A 14,893-nucleotide genomic window follows, 5' to 3' on the forward strand; every position below is an offset into this window, starting at 1 on the left:
ACGCGGTCGTCGTCAGTCCTCGGCGACCGCGTACGCCTCCACGGACCAGAGCGAGTAGCCGAAGCGCGTGGCCCGCTCGTCGCCCTGCACACGGAGGTAGCGGGTGTCACGCGCGTCCATGCGGACCGCCTCGCGGCCGCCCCTGCCGTCCCGCACGGTGGCCGCCGTGCGCCAGGTCCGGCCGTCGGCGGACGTCTGGACGCGGTAGCCCTTCGCGTACGCGTCCTGCCAGCGCAGCACCACCTGGCCGAGCCTGACCGGCTGCGCGAGCTCCACCTGCCACCACGCGCCGTCCTCGGCCGGCGACGACCAGCGTGTCTTCGGGTCGCCGTCGACGGCGCCCGACGCGGGGAAGTCCTTCGTCTCGTCGCCCGACGACGACGCCTTCGCGCCGCGCGCCAGATCGGGGCCCGCGGTGCGGGGGAAGGCGCGGACCGAGACCGTGCGGGTCTCGTCGCCGAAGGCCAGCGGAATCTCGTACGTCCCCGCGCGGGTGCCCGCCGGAACGGTGATGTCGACCGGCACGGCGACCTCCGTGCCGCGCGGCAGCGTGGACCTGTCGGGGACCCGCACCTCGATGCCCTTGGGGGCCTTCGCCCGGAGCCGTCCGGTGACGTCGCCGGGGCGCAGCGGGAGCAGCTTCGCCGAGATCCGCAGTGGGCCGCCGCCGATCTCCGCGTCGGCCTCGGTGCGGGACAGCGAAAGGCGGGCGGCGGGGGTGTCGGCGAACCAGGGGACGACGTGGCGGACGGTGCCGTCGGCGGCCACGGCCCGGACCGCGTCGGCGCGCACCTTCTCGCCCCTCGTGAGGTCGAGCTCGGTGAAGCCCTGCTCCGAGAGGGCGCCGATCCGCCGCCAGCCCTTGTCCGGGACGTGCGCCTCGACGGTGCCCCGCGTGCCGGGGTCGGTCAGCGCCGTCACCGCGGCGAGCGCCCGGACGCGGCCGAACCGCGCCGTCGCACCGTCCGAGGCCCGCTTCCCTTCGGTCCCCGCCCACGCCGCGTACGCCTTCTGCGCGTGCGAGAGGAACGGGTCCAGGACGCCCTTGCCGACGGTGACGCCGCTGCGCCCGAGCTCCTTCCTGAGCTTCGTCAGGGCGCGCGCGCCGCGCCAGGCCGCCGCGCCGTCGCCGGCGGACTGGGCGGTCAGGAGGTCGACCGCGGTCTCGCCGGCCTCGCCGTAGCGCGCCAGCTGCTCGATCCAGGGGCGCACCTCGTCGTCGAGCGCGCTGTCGGCGAGGCGCTCGGGTGCCTCCCGCATCACGGTGAAGGCGGCGCGCAGCCGCTCGGCGGCACGGTCGTTCCGCGCCCGGTCCGTCGTCGTACGGGCGCGCCACAGCTCGCTCATGAGCGGCCGCAGGTACGCCGATTCGTCGGCGCCGAGCACGGAGGAGGCGTCGTTGCCCGCGAGGGCCCGCAGCGCGCCCCGCGCCTTCGGGTCGCCGCCCGCGAGGTCGTCGATGGCGGCGAGCCACGACTCGTGGGGGCGGTAGGCGCGCGGATTCCAGGCGTAGTCGGCGGCGGTGAAGAGGGGGATGCGGGAGGCGGACGGCTGTTCCATGGCGTTGCCGAGGAGGGCGGCCGAGCCGGTGGCGACGGCGGGTTGGCGGCCGGTGTAGGGGCCGAGGAAGATGCGGTCCTGCGCGAAGTCGTTGACGGGGTAGTTGTCCATCGTGACCAGCGGGTGCGCGCCGAACGCCTCGCGGGCGCCCGCCAGTTCGCGCCCGGTGATGGTCCGCGGGACCACGCCGACGCCGGTCCAGGCCACCTCGACGCGGTGGTCCAGGGCGCGGGAGAGAGCCGCGCGGTACTCGGTCGTCCCCTTCTGGAAGTACTCGGTCGGCATCAGGGAGAGCGGGTGCGCGCCCGGGTGGCGGGCGGCCAGGTGTGCGGCGACCGCGTTGGCGACCCGTGCCTGCGCCTTCGCGGCGGCCTCCGGGCCCGACCCGAAGGTCTCGGCGTCCTGCTCGCAGTGCCACTCGCTGTAGCTGACGTTCTGGAACTGGAGCTGGAAGGCGCGCACGCCGAGCGCCCACATGGCGTCGATCTTGCGGGTGAGGTCCTTGACGTCCCGCTCGGACGACAGGCACATGGCCTGGCCGGGCGAGACGGCCCAGGCGAGCGTGACGTGGTTGGCCCTGGCGCGCCGCGCGAGGGCGCGGAAGTCGGCCCGCTGGTCCGCCGGGTAGGGCTCGCGCCAGCGTGCCTGGCGGTAGAGGTCGTCGCCGGGGGCGTAGAGGTACCGGTTCTGCTTGGTGCGCCCCATGAAGTCGAGCTGGGCGAGCCGCTGCTCGCGGGTCCAGGGGGTGCCGTAGAACCCCTCGGCCATGCCGCGCACGGCGGTGCCGGGCCAGTCCCGGATCTGTACGCCGGGGACGAGGCGGGTGCCGTGCGCGCCGCCGACGATCTGCCGCAGGGTCTGTACGCCGTGGAAGAGGCCGTCCGCGCCGGCTCCCGCGAGGGCGACGGTGTCGCGCCCGGCGACGCGGCCGACGGCCAACCGGTAGCCGCCCCTCGGCAGGTCCCCGTGCTCGCGGGCTCCGAGCGAGCGCAGCGCCCGGTCGGCGCCGGTCCCGCCGACGCGCACGACGAGGGTGCCGCCCGCGGGCAGCGGGTCGCCGTCCCGCACCTCGGTGATCCGGCGGGCGCCCGCGTCGCGCAGGACGGCGCGGAGGGCTTCCAGGGCGTACGGGTCGTCATCGGCGCCGTCCGACTTCCCCTGGGGTGCGCTGCCGTCGGCCGTCACGAGCACGACGTCGTCGCCCAGGGTGACGGAGCTTCCCGCCGCGCTCATCGACTGGGGACGCGGCCAGACGGACGGCAGACCGGACGCGGCGGCCTTCCGGCCGTCCTTGCCGCCGTCGTCGGGGGAGGCGGCGGGAACGCCGGGCCGGCCGGGCGCTCCCGGGGCAGCGAGGGCGCCGTGCGCGCCGCCGAGCGTGCCCGCGATCACGGCGACCGCGATGGCGGCCGCGCCCTTCCTGCGCCGCAACTGCACGGCCCTCGCCCCTGTTCTCGTCCCTCGGGGTCCTTGCGGTCCCTTGCGTCACATGTGGCAGTGAGCCCACCACTGAGGCGGCTGAGGTGTCAACGGGAGGCGGTACCGGGCGGGGGATTCTTCGCGGAACCTGCCCGAATTTCCGGAACGGGGGACTAGGGGGCGACGACGGTGGACATCTTCCCGGCAGCGGGCGGGCCGGAGCCTGTTCTTCCGGGGCGGAACGGGCCGCGGAAGACAACTTCCGTACGAGGAAGTGGATGTGACCAGGGTCACGTTGTGGCAACGTATACGTCTGCGAGTCCGCGCACTGGGTAGGGCTGCCGAGACCTGCCCCCTGAAAAGGAGCTCCCACGTGGCCGCTTCCGCCAATCTTCTGCTCTCCGCGCTCTCCAAACAGGTCTCCCACCCCGACTCGGGCCTCGACGGCTCGTTCTCCTGCGGCTGTGGCGAGCCGCCCCTCACCAGTGAGCCCCCGCTCGCCGACGCCGCGCCGCTGACCAGCGAGCCGCCCCTCGCCGACGCCGCGCCGCTCACCAGCGAGCCCACCGCAACCGGTATGGCCTCGGGCCTGGACTCCATGGCGGTCTGATGCCTCTTGAGCGGCTGGCCGCTTCGTACGGCGTGGCCACCTCCTACTCTCCGTCCCCGGGACACACCGTCCCGGCCTCCGACGCCGCGGTGATCGCCGCCCTGGCCGCCCTGGACGTGGACGCAAGCACTCCGGAAGCCGCCGGAGCCGCGCTGGCCGCACGCGAGACGGAACTGTCCGCACGCCTGCTCCCGCCGACCGTGGTGCTCTGGACGGACGCCCCCCTGCCCCCGTCCCTCGCGGAACTGCCCGCAGGGTCACGGGTGCGGGTGGACCTGGAGCAGGGCGGAACGGCCGAGTGGACCGTGCCGGACGGGCCGGGCGCGCCGAGCGGTGCCGCGGGGCTCCCGGAGCCCTTGCCCCCCGGGGCCCACCGGCTCCACGTGCGGTGCCCCGGCCGGAGCGCCGCCGAGGCCCACCTCATCGCCGCGCCCCGCCGGATCAGGACCCCGGAGCGGCGCGCCCACGGGCTGCTGGTCCAGCTCTACTCCCTGCTGTCCCGGCACTCCTGGGGCATGGGGGACCTGGGTGACCTCGCCGATCTCGCCGCGTGGTCCGGCCGCGACCTGGGCGCGGGCTTCGTCCAGGTCAACCCGCTGCACGCCGCCGTGCCCGCCTCTCCGGCGGGGCATGGGAGCGATCCCTCTCCGTACCGGCCCTCCTCGCGCCGCTTTCCCGACCCCGTGCACCTGCGTGTCGAGGCGGTCCCGGAGTTCGCGTATCTGCGGGGCGCGGCGCGCGAGCGGGCCGAAGAGCTGTGCCGGCGGGCGGCGCGGCTGCGCGAAGGGGTCCTGGAACAGAGCCAGTTGATCGACCGCGACGCGGTCTGGGCCCTCAAGCGCGAAGCGCTCGAACTGCTCCACGATGTCCCCCTGGGGCCCGGCCGCCGCGCCGAGTACAACGCCTTCCTCGCCGAACAGGGCCCCGCCCTGGAGGACCACGCCACCTGGTCGGCCCTCGCCGAGATCCACGGTCCCGACTGGCACTCCTGGCCCGCGGCCCTGCGCGACCCGGACTCGCCCGGCACGGCCCGCGCCCGCCGCGCGTCGATGGACCGCGTCGACTTCCACAGCCGCCTCGCCTGGCTCACCGACACCCAGCTGGCCGCCGCCCAGCGCGCCGCCCGCGAGGCGGGCATGGACATCGGCCTGGTGCACGACCTCGCGGTCGGTGTGCATCCGGGCGGCGCCGACGCCTGGGCGCAGCAGCGGCACTTCGCCCCGCGCATGTCGGTCGGCGCGCCGCCGGACGCCTTCAACGCGCGCGGCCAGGACTGGGGCCTGCCGCCCTGGCGCCCGGACCGCCTCGCCGAGTCCGGCTACGCCCCCTACCGCGCCCTCCTGCGCGGCCTCCTCCGGAACGCGGGCGCACTCCGCATCGACCACGTCATGGGCCTGTTCCGCCTCTGGTGGGTCCCGGAGGGCCGCGAGCCCACCGAGGGGACGTACGTGCGGTACGACGCCGAGGCGATGCTCGCCGTCCTCGCCCTGGAGGCGCACCGCGCGGACGCCCTCGTCATCGGCGAGGACCTCGGCACGGTCGAGCCGGGCGTCCGCGAGGCCCTGCGCGAACACGGCGTGCTCGGCACCTCGGTGCTCTGGTTCGAGCGGGACTGGCAGGGCACGGGCCGCCCGCTGCCCGCCGACGCCTGGCGCGCCGACTGCGTGGCCACCGCCACCACGCACGACCTGCCCCCGACCGCCGCCCGCCTCACCGGCGGCCACGTCCGGCTCCGCCACGACCTCGGGCTGCTGACCAGGCCGTTGGCGCAGGAGCGGGCCGAGGCCGCCGCGGACGTGCGGGAATGGCTCGGGCTGCTCTGCCGGCTCGGCATGCTGCCCGGCGGGATCGGCTGCGAGGAGGACGAGATCCGCGCCGTGCACCGCTTCCTGCTGGCCACCCCGGCCCGCATGATCGGCGTCTGGCTCCCGGACGCGGTCGGCGACCGCAGGCCGCAGAACCTGCCCGGCACCTGGGACCAGTACCCCAACTGGCGCCTGCCCGTGGCCGACGCCGCCGGACACCCCGTCACCTTGGAGGAACTCGCCGCATCGCCGCGTCTGCACGCCCTGATGGCGGTGTTCCGTGACGGTTCGGCGGAGGGCCGGGGCGCCCGTACGGCACCCCCGGGCGCGCACCCCGTTTAGGAGTTCGCTACGTTGGCACCGTGGACAAGAAGAACGCACTGCGCGCCGGCGCCCTGGCCTCCGGCACGACGCTGATGATGCTGCTCATGTCGTCCCCCGCCCTCGCGGCCGTGCGCGACGACGGTGACGACCCGGGCCCCGGCCTGAGCGTCATCGACACGCTCGGCCTGTATGTCGCCGCGCCCATCGTGCTGTTCCTGGTGATCGCGGGCCTCGTGATGGTCGGCGACAAGTCCCGCAAGCAGCAGAAGCAGGGCTGAACCTCAGCTTCCGGGCCGGACCTCGACTTCCGGGCCGACCGGTAGCTTCCGTTTTCCCGCCGAGGGCGCCCTCCGGCGACGTACCCCCGTACCGCGTACGGACGTCGCCGGAGGGCGCCCTCGGCGTGCTCACGGCCGTCCGGCCGTCAGATAGCGCTGGAGCGTCGGCGCCAGCCAGTCCGTGACCTCCTCCCGCGTCAGCGCCGTCGACGGCGGGAACCGCAGCACGTACCGCGTCAGGGCGAGACCCAGCACCTGCGCGGCACAGAGCGCCGCCCGCGTCGGCGCCTCGGCCGGGTCGGGGCAGACCTCGCGCGCTACCGGCAGCAGCTGCTCCGCGAAGATCCCCCGCATGCGCTCCGCCCCCGCCTCGTTGGTGATGCCCACCCGGAGCAGCGCGGTGAGCACCTCGTCGCCCTCCCAGACGGCGAGGAAGTGCGTCACCAGGACCCGCCCCACGTCCTCCCTCGGCACCTCGGCGAAGTCCGGCAGCCGCAGGTCGACCGAGGTGGCGGCGGCGAAGAGGCCCTCCTTGTTGCCGTAGTAGCGCATCACCATCGAGGGGTCGATACGGGCGTCCTTGGCGATGGCGCGGATCGTCGCACGCTCGTACCCGTCCGCGGCGAAGCGCTCGCGGGCCGCGGCGAGGATGCCGGCCCGGGTGGCGTCGGAGCGGCGGGCAGGGATCGTTTCCGTCATGCCAACAAACGTAGGCCAACAACCGTTGACAGTCCATGGCCGCGGTCGTACGTTTGCCGACAAGCGTTGGTCAACAAGTGTTGGCCAATGGGCGTTGACCAACACGTGTGGGCATCAGGAGGCGGCCATGAACGGCACGACCGGCGACACGAAGAAGAACGCGCACCTCACCGAAAGCACCGGCACGGGCGGCAGCGCCGTCGTGGTGGTCGGAGCCGGCCCCACCGGGCTGCTGCTCGCCGGGGACCTTGCCGCCGCGGGCGTCCCCGTCACCCTCGTGGAGAAGCGGGCGCCCGGCATCGGCAACCTCTCCCGCGCGATGGTGCTGCACGCCCGCACCCTTGAGCAGCTGGACGCGCGGGGCCTCGCCGACGAGCTGGAGGCGGCGGGGGAGCCGCTCGACAGGCTCCGGCTCTTCGACCGCCTCGTGCTGGACCTCGCGCGGCTGCCGTCCCGCTTCCAGCACCTTCTCGTCATCCCGCAGTATGAGGTCGAGCGCGTCCTTGAGCGGCGCGCGGCCGATGCCGGGGTGCGCTTCGCGTACGAGACCGAGGTGGCCGGACTCACCCAGGACGCGGCCGGGGTGACGCTCCGGGTTCGTGGCCCCGGCGGCGAGCCGAGCACGCTGCGCGCCGCCTACGTCGTCGGCACCGACGGCCTGCACAGCGCCGTGCGCGAGGCGGTCGGCCTGCCCTTCCCCGGCAGATCCGTCATCCGCTCGCTCGTCCTCGCCGACGTCAAGCTCGCCGAGAAGCCGCCGACGCTGGTCACCGTCAACGCCGTCGGCGATTCCTTCGCCTTCATCGCGCCCTTCGCCGACGGCTACCACCGCGTCATCGGCTGGAACCGCTCGCGCGACGTCCCCGACAGCGAGCCGCTCGACCTCGACGAGGTCAAGGAGATCGCCCGGGCCGCACTCGGCCGCGACTTCGGGATGCACGACGCCCGCTGGATGTCCCGCTTCCACAGCGACGAGCGGCAGGCGCCCGCCTACCGGGTGGGGCGCGTCTTCCTCGCCGGGGACGCCGCGCACGTCCACTCACCGGCCGGCGGCCAGGGCATGAACACCGGACTCCAGGACGCCGCGAACCTGAGCTGGAAACTGGCCGCAGCGGTCCACGGCCACGCCCCGCACGGCCTCCTCGACAGCTACGCATCCGAGCGGTACCCGGTCGGCAGGGCGGCGCTCCGCAGCAGCGGCGGGCTCGTCAGGCTCGCGATGGCCAAGCGCCCGTGGACGCGTGCGGCCCGCGCCGCCCTCGCGACCTTCGTCAACCACGTGCCCGCGGTGCGCGCCAAGGCGACGGGCCAGGTCACCGGCGTCGGCATCGCGTATGGGTCCCCGAAGGGCGCTCACCGGCTCGTCGGACGGCGGATCCCCGACGTCGCACTCAAGGAGGGGCGGCTCTACGAGGCCCTGCGCGCGGGCGAGTTCGTCCTCATCACGCCGGAGGGCGAGGAGGAGTGCGGGACGGGGCGTGCGGTGCCCGCCCACTGGTCGAGCGGCCGCCGCACGACGGTCCTGGTCCGCCCCGACGGGTACGTGGCGTGGGCGGCGGACGAGGCGGGGGCGGGGGAAGTGGAGGCGGCGCTGAAGGAATGGGCCACGGCGTAGACCAGCACATCCGAGCGTGCCCGAACCCTTCAGTTCTCCTTCAAAGAATCGGCGAAAAGATTCGATGGACCTGATGGGTGTGGGGGTGTCACGGTGGTTCCGCACCTCACCGAGACACCCCACACACCCCGCACCGCGGGGAGAGAGACAAGGGATACCCCGTGGCAGTCCTGGACCGGACCCCCGCTCACACCGCGTCGGCCGCCGCGAAGGCGGCCGCGCGCCCCATCGGCGTCGGCCTCGCCCTCGCGGCCCTCGCCACGGTCGTCTGGTCGGGCAGCTTCGTCACCTCCCGGGCGCTGCACGACAGCGTGCCGCCCGTCCAGCACGCGTTCTGGCGCTGGATCATCGCCATCGCGGCGGTCGCGCCGTTCGCCGCGCGCCGGACCTGGCGGCAGCGGAAGGTGCTCCGCGAGCACCTCAAGTTCCTGCTCGTCGCCTCTCTGTTGGGCGTCACCGTCTACAACACCCTCGTGAACCAGGCGGGCATGACGACCTCCGCGGGCAACATGGGCATGATCATGGCTGCGTCGCCCGTCCTGATGGCCGGTTACGAACGCCTCGGCGGCACCCGGCTCGGCGCGCGCCGCGTCACCGGCATGCTCGTCGCCTGCGCCGGTGTCCTGCTCCTGGTCAGCAAGGGCTCGCTCGCCATGGACTTCGCGGTCGGCGACCTCTGGATCATCGCGGCCGCGCTCTCCTTCGGCTCGTACAGCGCGCTGCTCAAGCGCAAGCCTGCCGAGATCGACGGACTCCCCTTCCTCTTCTCGACGTTCGTGCTCGGCGCGCTGATGCTGCTGCCGGTCTTCCTGGTCAGCTATGCGGTCCAGGGCGGTTTCGAGCCCACCGTCGGCACGGTCTCCCCACTCCTCTACGTCGGCGTGGTGTCGTCGGCGGTCGCCTTCTTCGCCTGGAACAAGGCGATCTCGCTCATCGGCGCCGCCCGCGCCGGGGTCGTCTACTACCTCCAGCCGGTCTGCGTCGCGCTGCTCTCCTTCGCGGTCCTCGGGGAGGCGATGGGGTGGCTGCAGGTGCTGTGCATGGGGCTGATCCTGGGCGGGGTCGTGCTCGGCGCGGCCCGCACGAAGTGATGCTTCTGACCAGTCGGTACGTTGGGCTCATGAGCGAGTGGGACATCAAGAAGCTGCAGATCCTGCGCACGTTGAGTGAGCGGGGCACCGTCACGGCGACGGCGCAGACGCTGCAGATGACGCCGTCGGCGGTCTCGCAGCAGCTGTCCAACCTCGCCAAGCAGCTCGGCGTACCGCTCCTGGAGGCGCACGGGCGGCGGGTCCGCCTCACCGATGCCGCGCATCTCGTGCTGCGGCACGCGGAGGCGGTGTTCGCCCAACTGGAGCGGGCCGACGCGGAGTTGACGGCTTATGCGCAGGGGGAGGCGGGGGAGGTGCGGGTCGGCGCGTTCTCGACGGCGGTGCCCGCGCTGGTCGTGCCCGCGGTGCGGGCGCTGCGGGAGGCGGCGCCCGGCATCTCCGTACGGGTACGGGAGACCGAGGCGGCTCAGGCGTACGAACTCCTCGCGGCCGGCGAGGTCGACATCGCCCTGTCCCTGGCCGTCCAGGCGCCCGCCGAGACCGACGCGGACACGCGGTTCACCCGGGAGTCACTGCTCGCCGACCCGCTGGACGTGGCGCTGCCCGGCGACCACCGGCTGGCGTCGGCGGAGGGGTTGCGCCTTGCCGACCTGGCCGCCGAACCGTGGATCTTCGGCGGCAGCGGGCCCTGGTCCGAGATCACCCGGGCCGCGTGCGAGGGGGCGGGCTTCACTCCGGAGCAGGCGCACTCGGCGTCCGGGTGGACGGCGATTCTGGCGATGGTGGAGGCGGGGATGGGGGTGGCTCTGGTCCCTCGCATGGCTGCGACGAGTCGCGCCGGTGTGGCCATGCGCGAGCTTTCTTTGGATCGGCCCAGGCGGCATGTGGTGGCTGCGGTGCGGAGGGGGGCGGCGGGGGGTGCGGCGGTGGCCCGTGTCCTCGCCGCCCTCCGGGCAGCAGTCCCCGCACGACACCCTGCCCCTCACTGACCCGTTTCCCCTGCGCCCCTGGGGGGGGCTGGCCTCGCCTTCTCCCTGACGGTTGTGTGTGGCTGGCTGCGCAGTTCCCCGCGCCCCTGGGGTGGCTGGCCTTGTCTTTTTCCTGGCGGTTGTGTGTGGTTGCTCGCGCAGTTCCCCGCGCCCCTGACGTGGCTGGCCTCCGTCCTTTTCCTGGCGGTTGTGTGTGGCTGGTCGCGCAGTTCCCCGCGCCCCTGAGCGGCTCCCGTCGCCCTCTGGCTGCCGGCAGGCAGTCCAGGGGCGCGGGGAACTGCGCGAGCAACCACATGCGGCCGGTGGGTGGGGGACGGCAGGGGCGCCCCTTCAGGGGCGCGGGGAACTGCGCGAGCAACCACGTACGGCCGGTGGGTGGGGGACGGCGGAAGCGCCCCCCACGCCCGGGGGGTTATGCGTCTGCGGTGCGGGCGCGGAGGGCGCGGGCGATGCCTGCGCGGGACTCCGTGATCAGGCGCCGCAACGCGGCCGACGGCTCCGCCGCCGCCAGCCACGCATCCGTCGCGTCCAGCGTCTCCTGGGAGACCTGGAGCGACGGATACAGCCCGATGGCGATCTGCTGGGCCATCTCGTGGGAGCGAGAGTCCCACGCGTCCTTCACCGTGGCGAAGAACTTCTCCGTGTACGGAGCGAGAAGCTCACGCTGGTCGGTCTGGACGAAGCCGCCGATCACCGCCTCCTGGATGGCGTTGGGCAGCGTGTCGGACTCGACGACCGAGGCCCAGGCCGCCGCCTTCGCCTCGGCGGTCGGCAGCGCCGCCCGCGCGGAGGCCGCGTGCCGCTCGCCGGCCGCCGTCCTGTCCCGCTCGAGCTCCGCCTCGATCCCCGCCTCGTCGAGCCGCCCGGTCGCCGCGAGCCGCGCCACGAACGCCCAGCGCAGCTCGGTGTCCACGGCCAGCCCGTCGATCGACTCCGAGCCGTCGAGCAGGCGCTCAAGGAGCGAGAGGTCCGCGTCCGTGCGTGCCGTCGCGGCGAAGGCGCGGGCCCACGCCAGCTGGTGGTCGCTGCCGGGCTCGGCGGCCCGCAGGTGCTCCAGTGTCGCCTCGGTCCACCGGGCCAGCGCCGCGTCCCGGCGCGCCGGGGCCGCGTACAGGTCGAGGGCCAGCTTCACCTGGCGGTGCAGCGACTGCACGACGCCGATGTCGGACTCCTTGCCGATGCCGGAGAGGACCAGGGAGAGGTACTCGTGCGTCGGGAGCTCCGCGTCGCGCGTCGTGTCCCACGCCGACGCCCAGCACAGCGCCCGCGGCAGCGAAGCCTCGAAGTCGCCGATGTGGTCGGTGACGAAGGCGAGGGACTCGGAGTCCAGGCGGACCTTCGCGTAGGAGAGGTCGTCGTCGTTGAGGAGGATGACCGCGGGGCGGGCCTTGCCCACCAGCGCGTCCACCGCCGTCAGTTCACCGTCGACGTCCAGTTCCACGCGCTCCGTGCGGACCAGTTTGCCGGACGCGTCGTCCAGGTCGTAGAAGCCGATCGCGATCCGGTGCGGCCGGAGCGTGGACTCGCCCTTCGCGCCCTCGGGGAGCGCGGGTGCCTCCTGCTTGACGGCGAAGGAGGTGATGACCCCCGAGGTGTCGACGTCGACCACCGGCCGCAGGATGTTGATGCCCGCGGTCTCCAGCCACTTCTTCGACCAGGTCTTCAGGTCGCGGCCGCTGGTCTCCTCCAGCGCGCCCAGCAGGTCGGACAGGCGCGTGTTGCCGAACGCGTGCCGCTTGAAGTACGCCTGCACGCCCCGGAAGAACTCGTCCTCGCCGACGTACGCGACGAGCTGCTTCAGGACGCTCGCCCCCTTCGCGTACGTGATGCCGTCGAAGTTGACCAGGACGTCGTCCAGGTCACGGATGTCCGCCATGATCGGGTGCGTGGACGGCAGCTGGTCCTGGCGGTACGCCCACGTCTTCATGGAGTTGGCGAACGTCGTCCAGGAGTGCGGCCACTTCGAGTCCGGCGCGTACGCCTGGCAGGCGGCCTCGGCGTAGGTGGCGAACGACTCGTTCAGCCACAGGTCGTTCCACCACTCCATGGTGACCAGGTCGCCGAACCACATGTGGGCGAGCTCGTGCAGGATCGTGGCGGCCCGCACCTCGTAGGCCGCGTCGGTCACCTTCGAACGGAACACGTACTGGTCGCGGATGGTCACCGCGCCCGCGTTCTCCATCGCGCCCGCGTTGAACTCCGGCACGAAGAGCTGGTCGTACTTCGCGAAGGGGTACGCGTAGTCGAACTTCTCCTGGAACCAGTCGAAGCCCTGCCGCGTCACCTCGAAGATCGCGTCCGAGTCGAGGAACTCGGCGAGCGAGGGACGGCAGTAGATGCCGAGCGGCACCGACTGGCCGCCGGGACCCTCGTACGACGAGTGGACCGAGTGGTACGGGCCGACGATCAGTGCCGTGACGTACGTCGACATGCGGGGCGTCGGCTCGAAGGACCAGACGTCGTCCTTCGGCTCGGGCGTGGGGGAGTTGGAGATCACGGTCCAGCCGGCCGGCGCCTTCACCGTGAACTGGAAGGTCGCCTTCAGGTCCGGCTGCTCGAAGGACGCGAAGACACGGCGCGCGTCCGGGACCTCGAACTGCGTGTACAGATAAGCCTGTTGGTCGACCGGGTCGACGAACCGGTGCAGGCCCTCACCGGTGTTGGTGTAGTCGCAGTCGGCGACCACCTTCAGTTCGTTGGGGCCCTCGTGCAGGTGCCGCAGCGCGATGCGCGAGTCGCGGAACACCGCGGCCACGTCCAGCGCGTGGCCGTTCAGGACGACCTCGTGGACCGCGGGGGCCACCAGGTCGATGAAGGTCTCGGCGCCCGCCTCCGCGGAGTCGAAGCGCACCGTGGTGACGGACCGGTAGGTCCCGCCCTCCTGCGCGCCGGAGAGGTCGAGATCGACCTCGTACGAGTCAATGGTGAGCAGCTTCGCCCGCTGCTGCGCCTCTTCGCGGGTCAGATTGGTGCCGGGCACGCGGTCATCTCCTCGTACGACGTGTCGCGTCTTCGTGGGTGCGACTTGTGGTGTTTCCGGCCATCCTTCCATGCCCCTCCGGATGGCCGCCCGGGCCATTGTTCTCCCGCTGCGGTGCCGCTACGCTCCGCGCGTCCGCACCGGTCCCGGCAGGCCGCAGACCACGGCCACAAGGGCGGTCAGGAACCACAGGGGGACACGGAAGATGCTGGGGACCGAGAGACCGGCCGCCGCCGGCCGCGCCGCCCGACGGCCATGACCGACGTACTCGTGGCGGGTGCGGGCATCGGCGGGCTCACCGCCGCGCTCAGCCTGCACGCGGCGGGCATCGACGTCCGCGTGGTGGACGCCGCCGACCAGCTGCGGCCCGTCGGCGTGGGCATCAATCTCCTGCCGCACGCAGTACGGGAGCTGACCGAGCTCGGGCTCGGCGACCAGCTCGCGGCGACCGCCGTCGCACCCGACGTGATGGTCCACTTCGACCGGCACGGCAACCGCATCTGGGCCGAACCGCGCGGCCTCGCCCTCGGCTACCGCTGGCCCCAGTACTCCATCCACCGCGGCGCCCTCCAACTGCTCCTCCTCGACGCGGTCCGCGAGCGGCTCGGCGACCACGCCGTCCGCACCGGCACCGCCTTCGTCCGGCTCGCCGAGCACGAGGGCGGCAGGCTCCGGGTGATCCTGCGGGACATGGCGCGCGCCAGGGAGTACGGCGTACGGGTCCGGGCCCTCGTCGGGGCCGACGGGCTGCACTCGGCGGTACGGGCCGTGCTGCACCCCGGGGAGGGGCCGCCGCTGTGGAACGGCGTCCGGATGTGGCGCGGCATCGCCGAGTGGCACCCGGTGCTCGGCGGGCGGACCGTGGCCGTGGCGGGCAGCAACGCCACGGCCAAACTCGTCGTCTACCCGATCTCCCGGCGTGCCATGGAGCGGGGCAGGACGCTGCTCAACTGGGTGGCGGAGGTGCGGTTCCCGCCGACGCACCACCACGGGATGGCGGGGCCCGCCGACTGGAACCGCTCCGGGCGGCTCTCCGACGTCCTGCCGCACTACACGGGCTGGCGCATCGGCGACCTGGACGTGCCCGCGCTGCTCGCCGCCACGCGGCACATCCTGGAGTACCCGATGGTCGACCGCGACCCGCTGGCCCGGTGGGGCCGCGGCCCGGTCACCCTGCTCGGCGACGCCGCGCACCCGATGTACCCGGTGGGGTCGAACGGCGGCTCGCAGGCGATCCTCGACGCCCGCGTCCTCGCGCGCTGCCTCGCCCACACCGCGCCGGACCGGGAGGCGGGGCTGCGGGCGTACGAGGAGGTACGGCGGGAGACCGTCAACGCGATCGTCCTCGCCAACCGCGACATGCCGGCCGACCGCATCCTCCAAACCGTCGCGGAACGCGCCCCGGAGGGCTTCCACCGCGTGGAGGACGTCCTGACCCAGGACGAGCTCGCCGAACTGAACGCGGCATACCGCAGAACGACGGGCATGGACGTGGCGGAACTGAACGGGCGCGGGTCCTGGGGGGTGGGGTGGGACGGCCAGTGACGCATGACCTGTAATGC

The 14,893-nt window shown here is 73.4% G+C and carries 10 protein-coding genes; 7 read left to right on the forward strand and 3 right to left on the reverse strand.

From position 1 onward, the window contains the following. Positions 1-12: 12 nt before the first annotated feature. Positions 13-2,997, reverse strand: coding sequence for a beta-N-acetylglucosaminidase domain-containing protein (locus tag ACZ56E_RS25625; protein ID WP_471217623.1), 2,985 nt, complete (start codon positions 2,995-2,997; stop codon positions 13-15). A 355-nt stretch (positions 2,998-3,352) separates the two neighbouring features. Between ACZ56E_RS25625 and ACZ56E_RS25630 the strand changes: the two genes are divergently transcribed. Genes ACZ56E_RS25630 through ACZ56E_RS25640 form a run of 3 tightly spaced genes read left to right on the forward strand, consistent with a single transcriptional unit; the run spans position 3,353 to position 5,996 of the window. Beyond that, positions 3,353-3,589: a hypothetical protein gene (locus ACZ56E_RS25630; protein WP_471217624.1), complete on the forward strand. Its 237-nt coding sequence runs from the start codon at positions 3,353-3,355 to the stop codon at positions 3,587-3,589. Then, the gene (malQ, locus tag ACZ56E_RS25635) at positions 3,589-5,736 is read left to right on the forward strand and encodes a 4-alpha-glucanotransferase (RefSeq protein ID WP_471217625.1); all 2,148 of its coding nucleotides are present in this window, start codon (positions 3,589-3,591) and stop codon (positions 5,734-5,736) included. Before ACZ56E_RS25630 ends, malQ begins: the two co-directional genes overlap by 1 nt. A 20-nt stretch (positions 5,737-5,756) precedes the next feature. Continuing rightward, the gene (locus ACZ56E_RS25640; protein ID WP_150167792.1) at positions 5,757-5,996 is read left to right on the forward strand and encodes a hypothetical protein; all 240 of its coding nucleotides are present in this window, start codon (positions 5,757-5,759) and stop codon (positions 5,994-5,996) included. Positions 5,997-6,125: 129 nt separating this feature from the next. Here ACZ56E_RS25640 and ACZ56E_RS25645 read toward each other — a convergent pair whose 3' ends face one another. Then, positions 6,126-6,695 carry a TetR/AcrR family transcriptional regulator gene (locus tag ACZ56E_RS25645; protein WP_471217627.1) on the reverse strand — a complete coding sequence of 190 codons (570 nt, stop codon included), beginning with the start codon at positions 6,693-6,695 and terminating at the stop codon, positions 6,126-6,128. A gap of 127 nt (positions 6,696-6,822) precedes the next feature. Between ACZ56E_RS25645 and ACZ56E_RS25650 the strand changes: the two genes are divergently transcribed. From ACZ56E_RS25650 to ACZ56E_RS25660, 3 genes are all read left to right on the forward strand, one after another. Beyond that, a complete protein-coding gene (locus ACZ56E_RS25650; RefSeq protein ID WP_471217628.1) occupies positions 6,823-8,310 on the forward strand; it encodes an FAD-dependent monooxygenase in 1,488 nt (495 codons plus the stop codon). A gap of 170 nt (positions 8,311-8,480) precedes the next feature. Beyond that, on the forward strand, positions 8,481-9,401 hold the full coding sequence (locus tag ACZ56E_RS25655) for a DMT family transporter (protein WP_471217787.1): 921 nt from the start codon (positions 8,481-8,483) through the stop codon (positions 9,399-9,401). Between the two features lie 29 nt (positions 9,402-9,430). Then, positions 9,431-10,351, forward strand: a complete 921-nt coding sequence (locus ACZ56E_RS25660; protein ID WP_471217630.1) for a LysR family transcriptional regulator — start codon at positions 9,431-9,433, stop codon at positions 10,349-10,351. 412 nt (positions 10,352-10,763) lie between these two features. Here ACZ56E_RS25660 and pepN read toward each other — a convergent pair whose 3' ends face one another. After that, on the reverse strand, positions 10,764-13,331 hold the full coding sequence (pepN, locus tag ACZ56E_RS25665) for an aminopeptidase N (RefSeq protein WP_471217632.1): 2,568 nt from the start codon (positions 13,329-13,331) through the stop codon (positions 10,764-10,766). 255 nt (positions 13,332-13,586) lie between these two features. Between pepN and ACZ56E_RS25670 the strand changes: the two genes are divergently transcribed. Continuing rightward, positions 13,587-14,876, forward strand: coding sequence for a flavin-dependent oxidoreductase (locus tag ACZ56E_RS25670; protein ID WP_471217633.1), 1,290 nt, complete (start codon positions 13,587-13,589; stop codon positions 14,874-14,876). The last annotated feature ends 17 nt before the right edge of the window (positions 14,877-14,893 follow it).

It is taken from the genome of Streptomyces sp. NPDC039480, assembly GCF_055597165.1.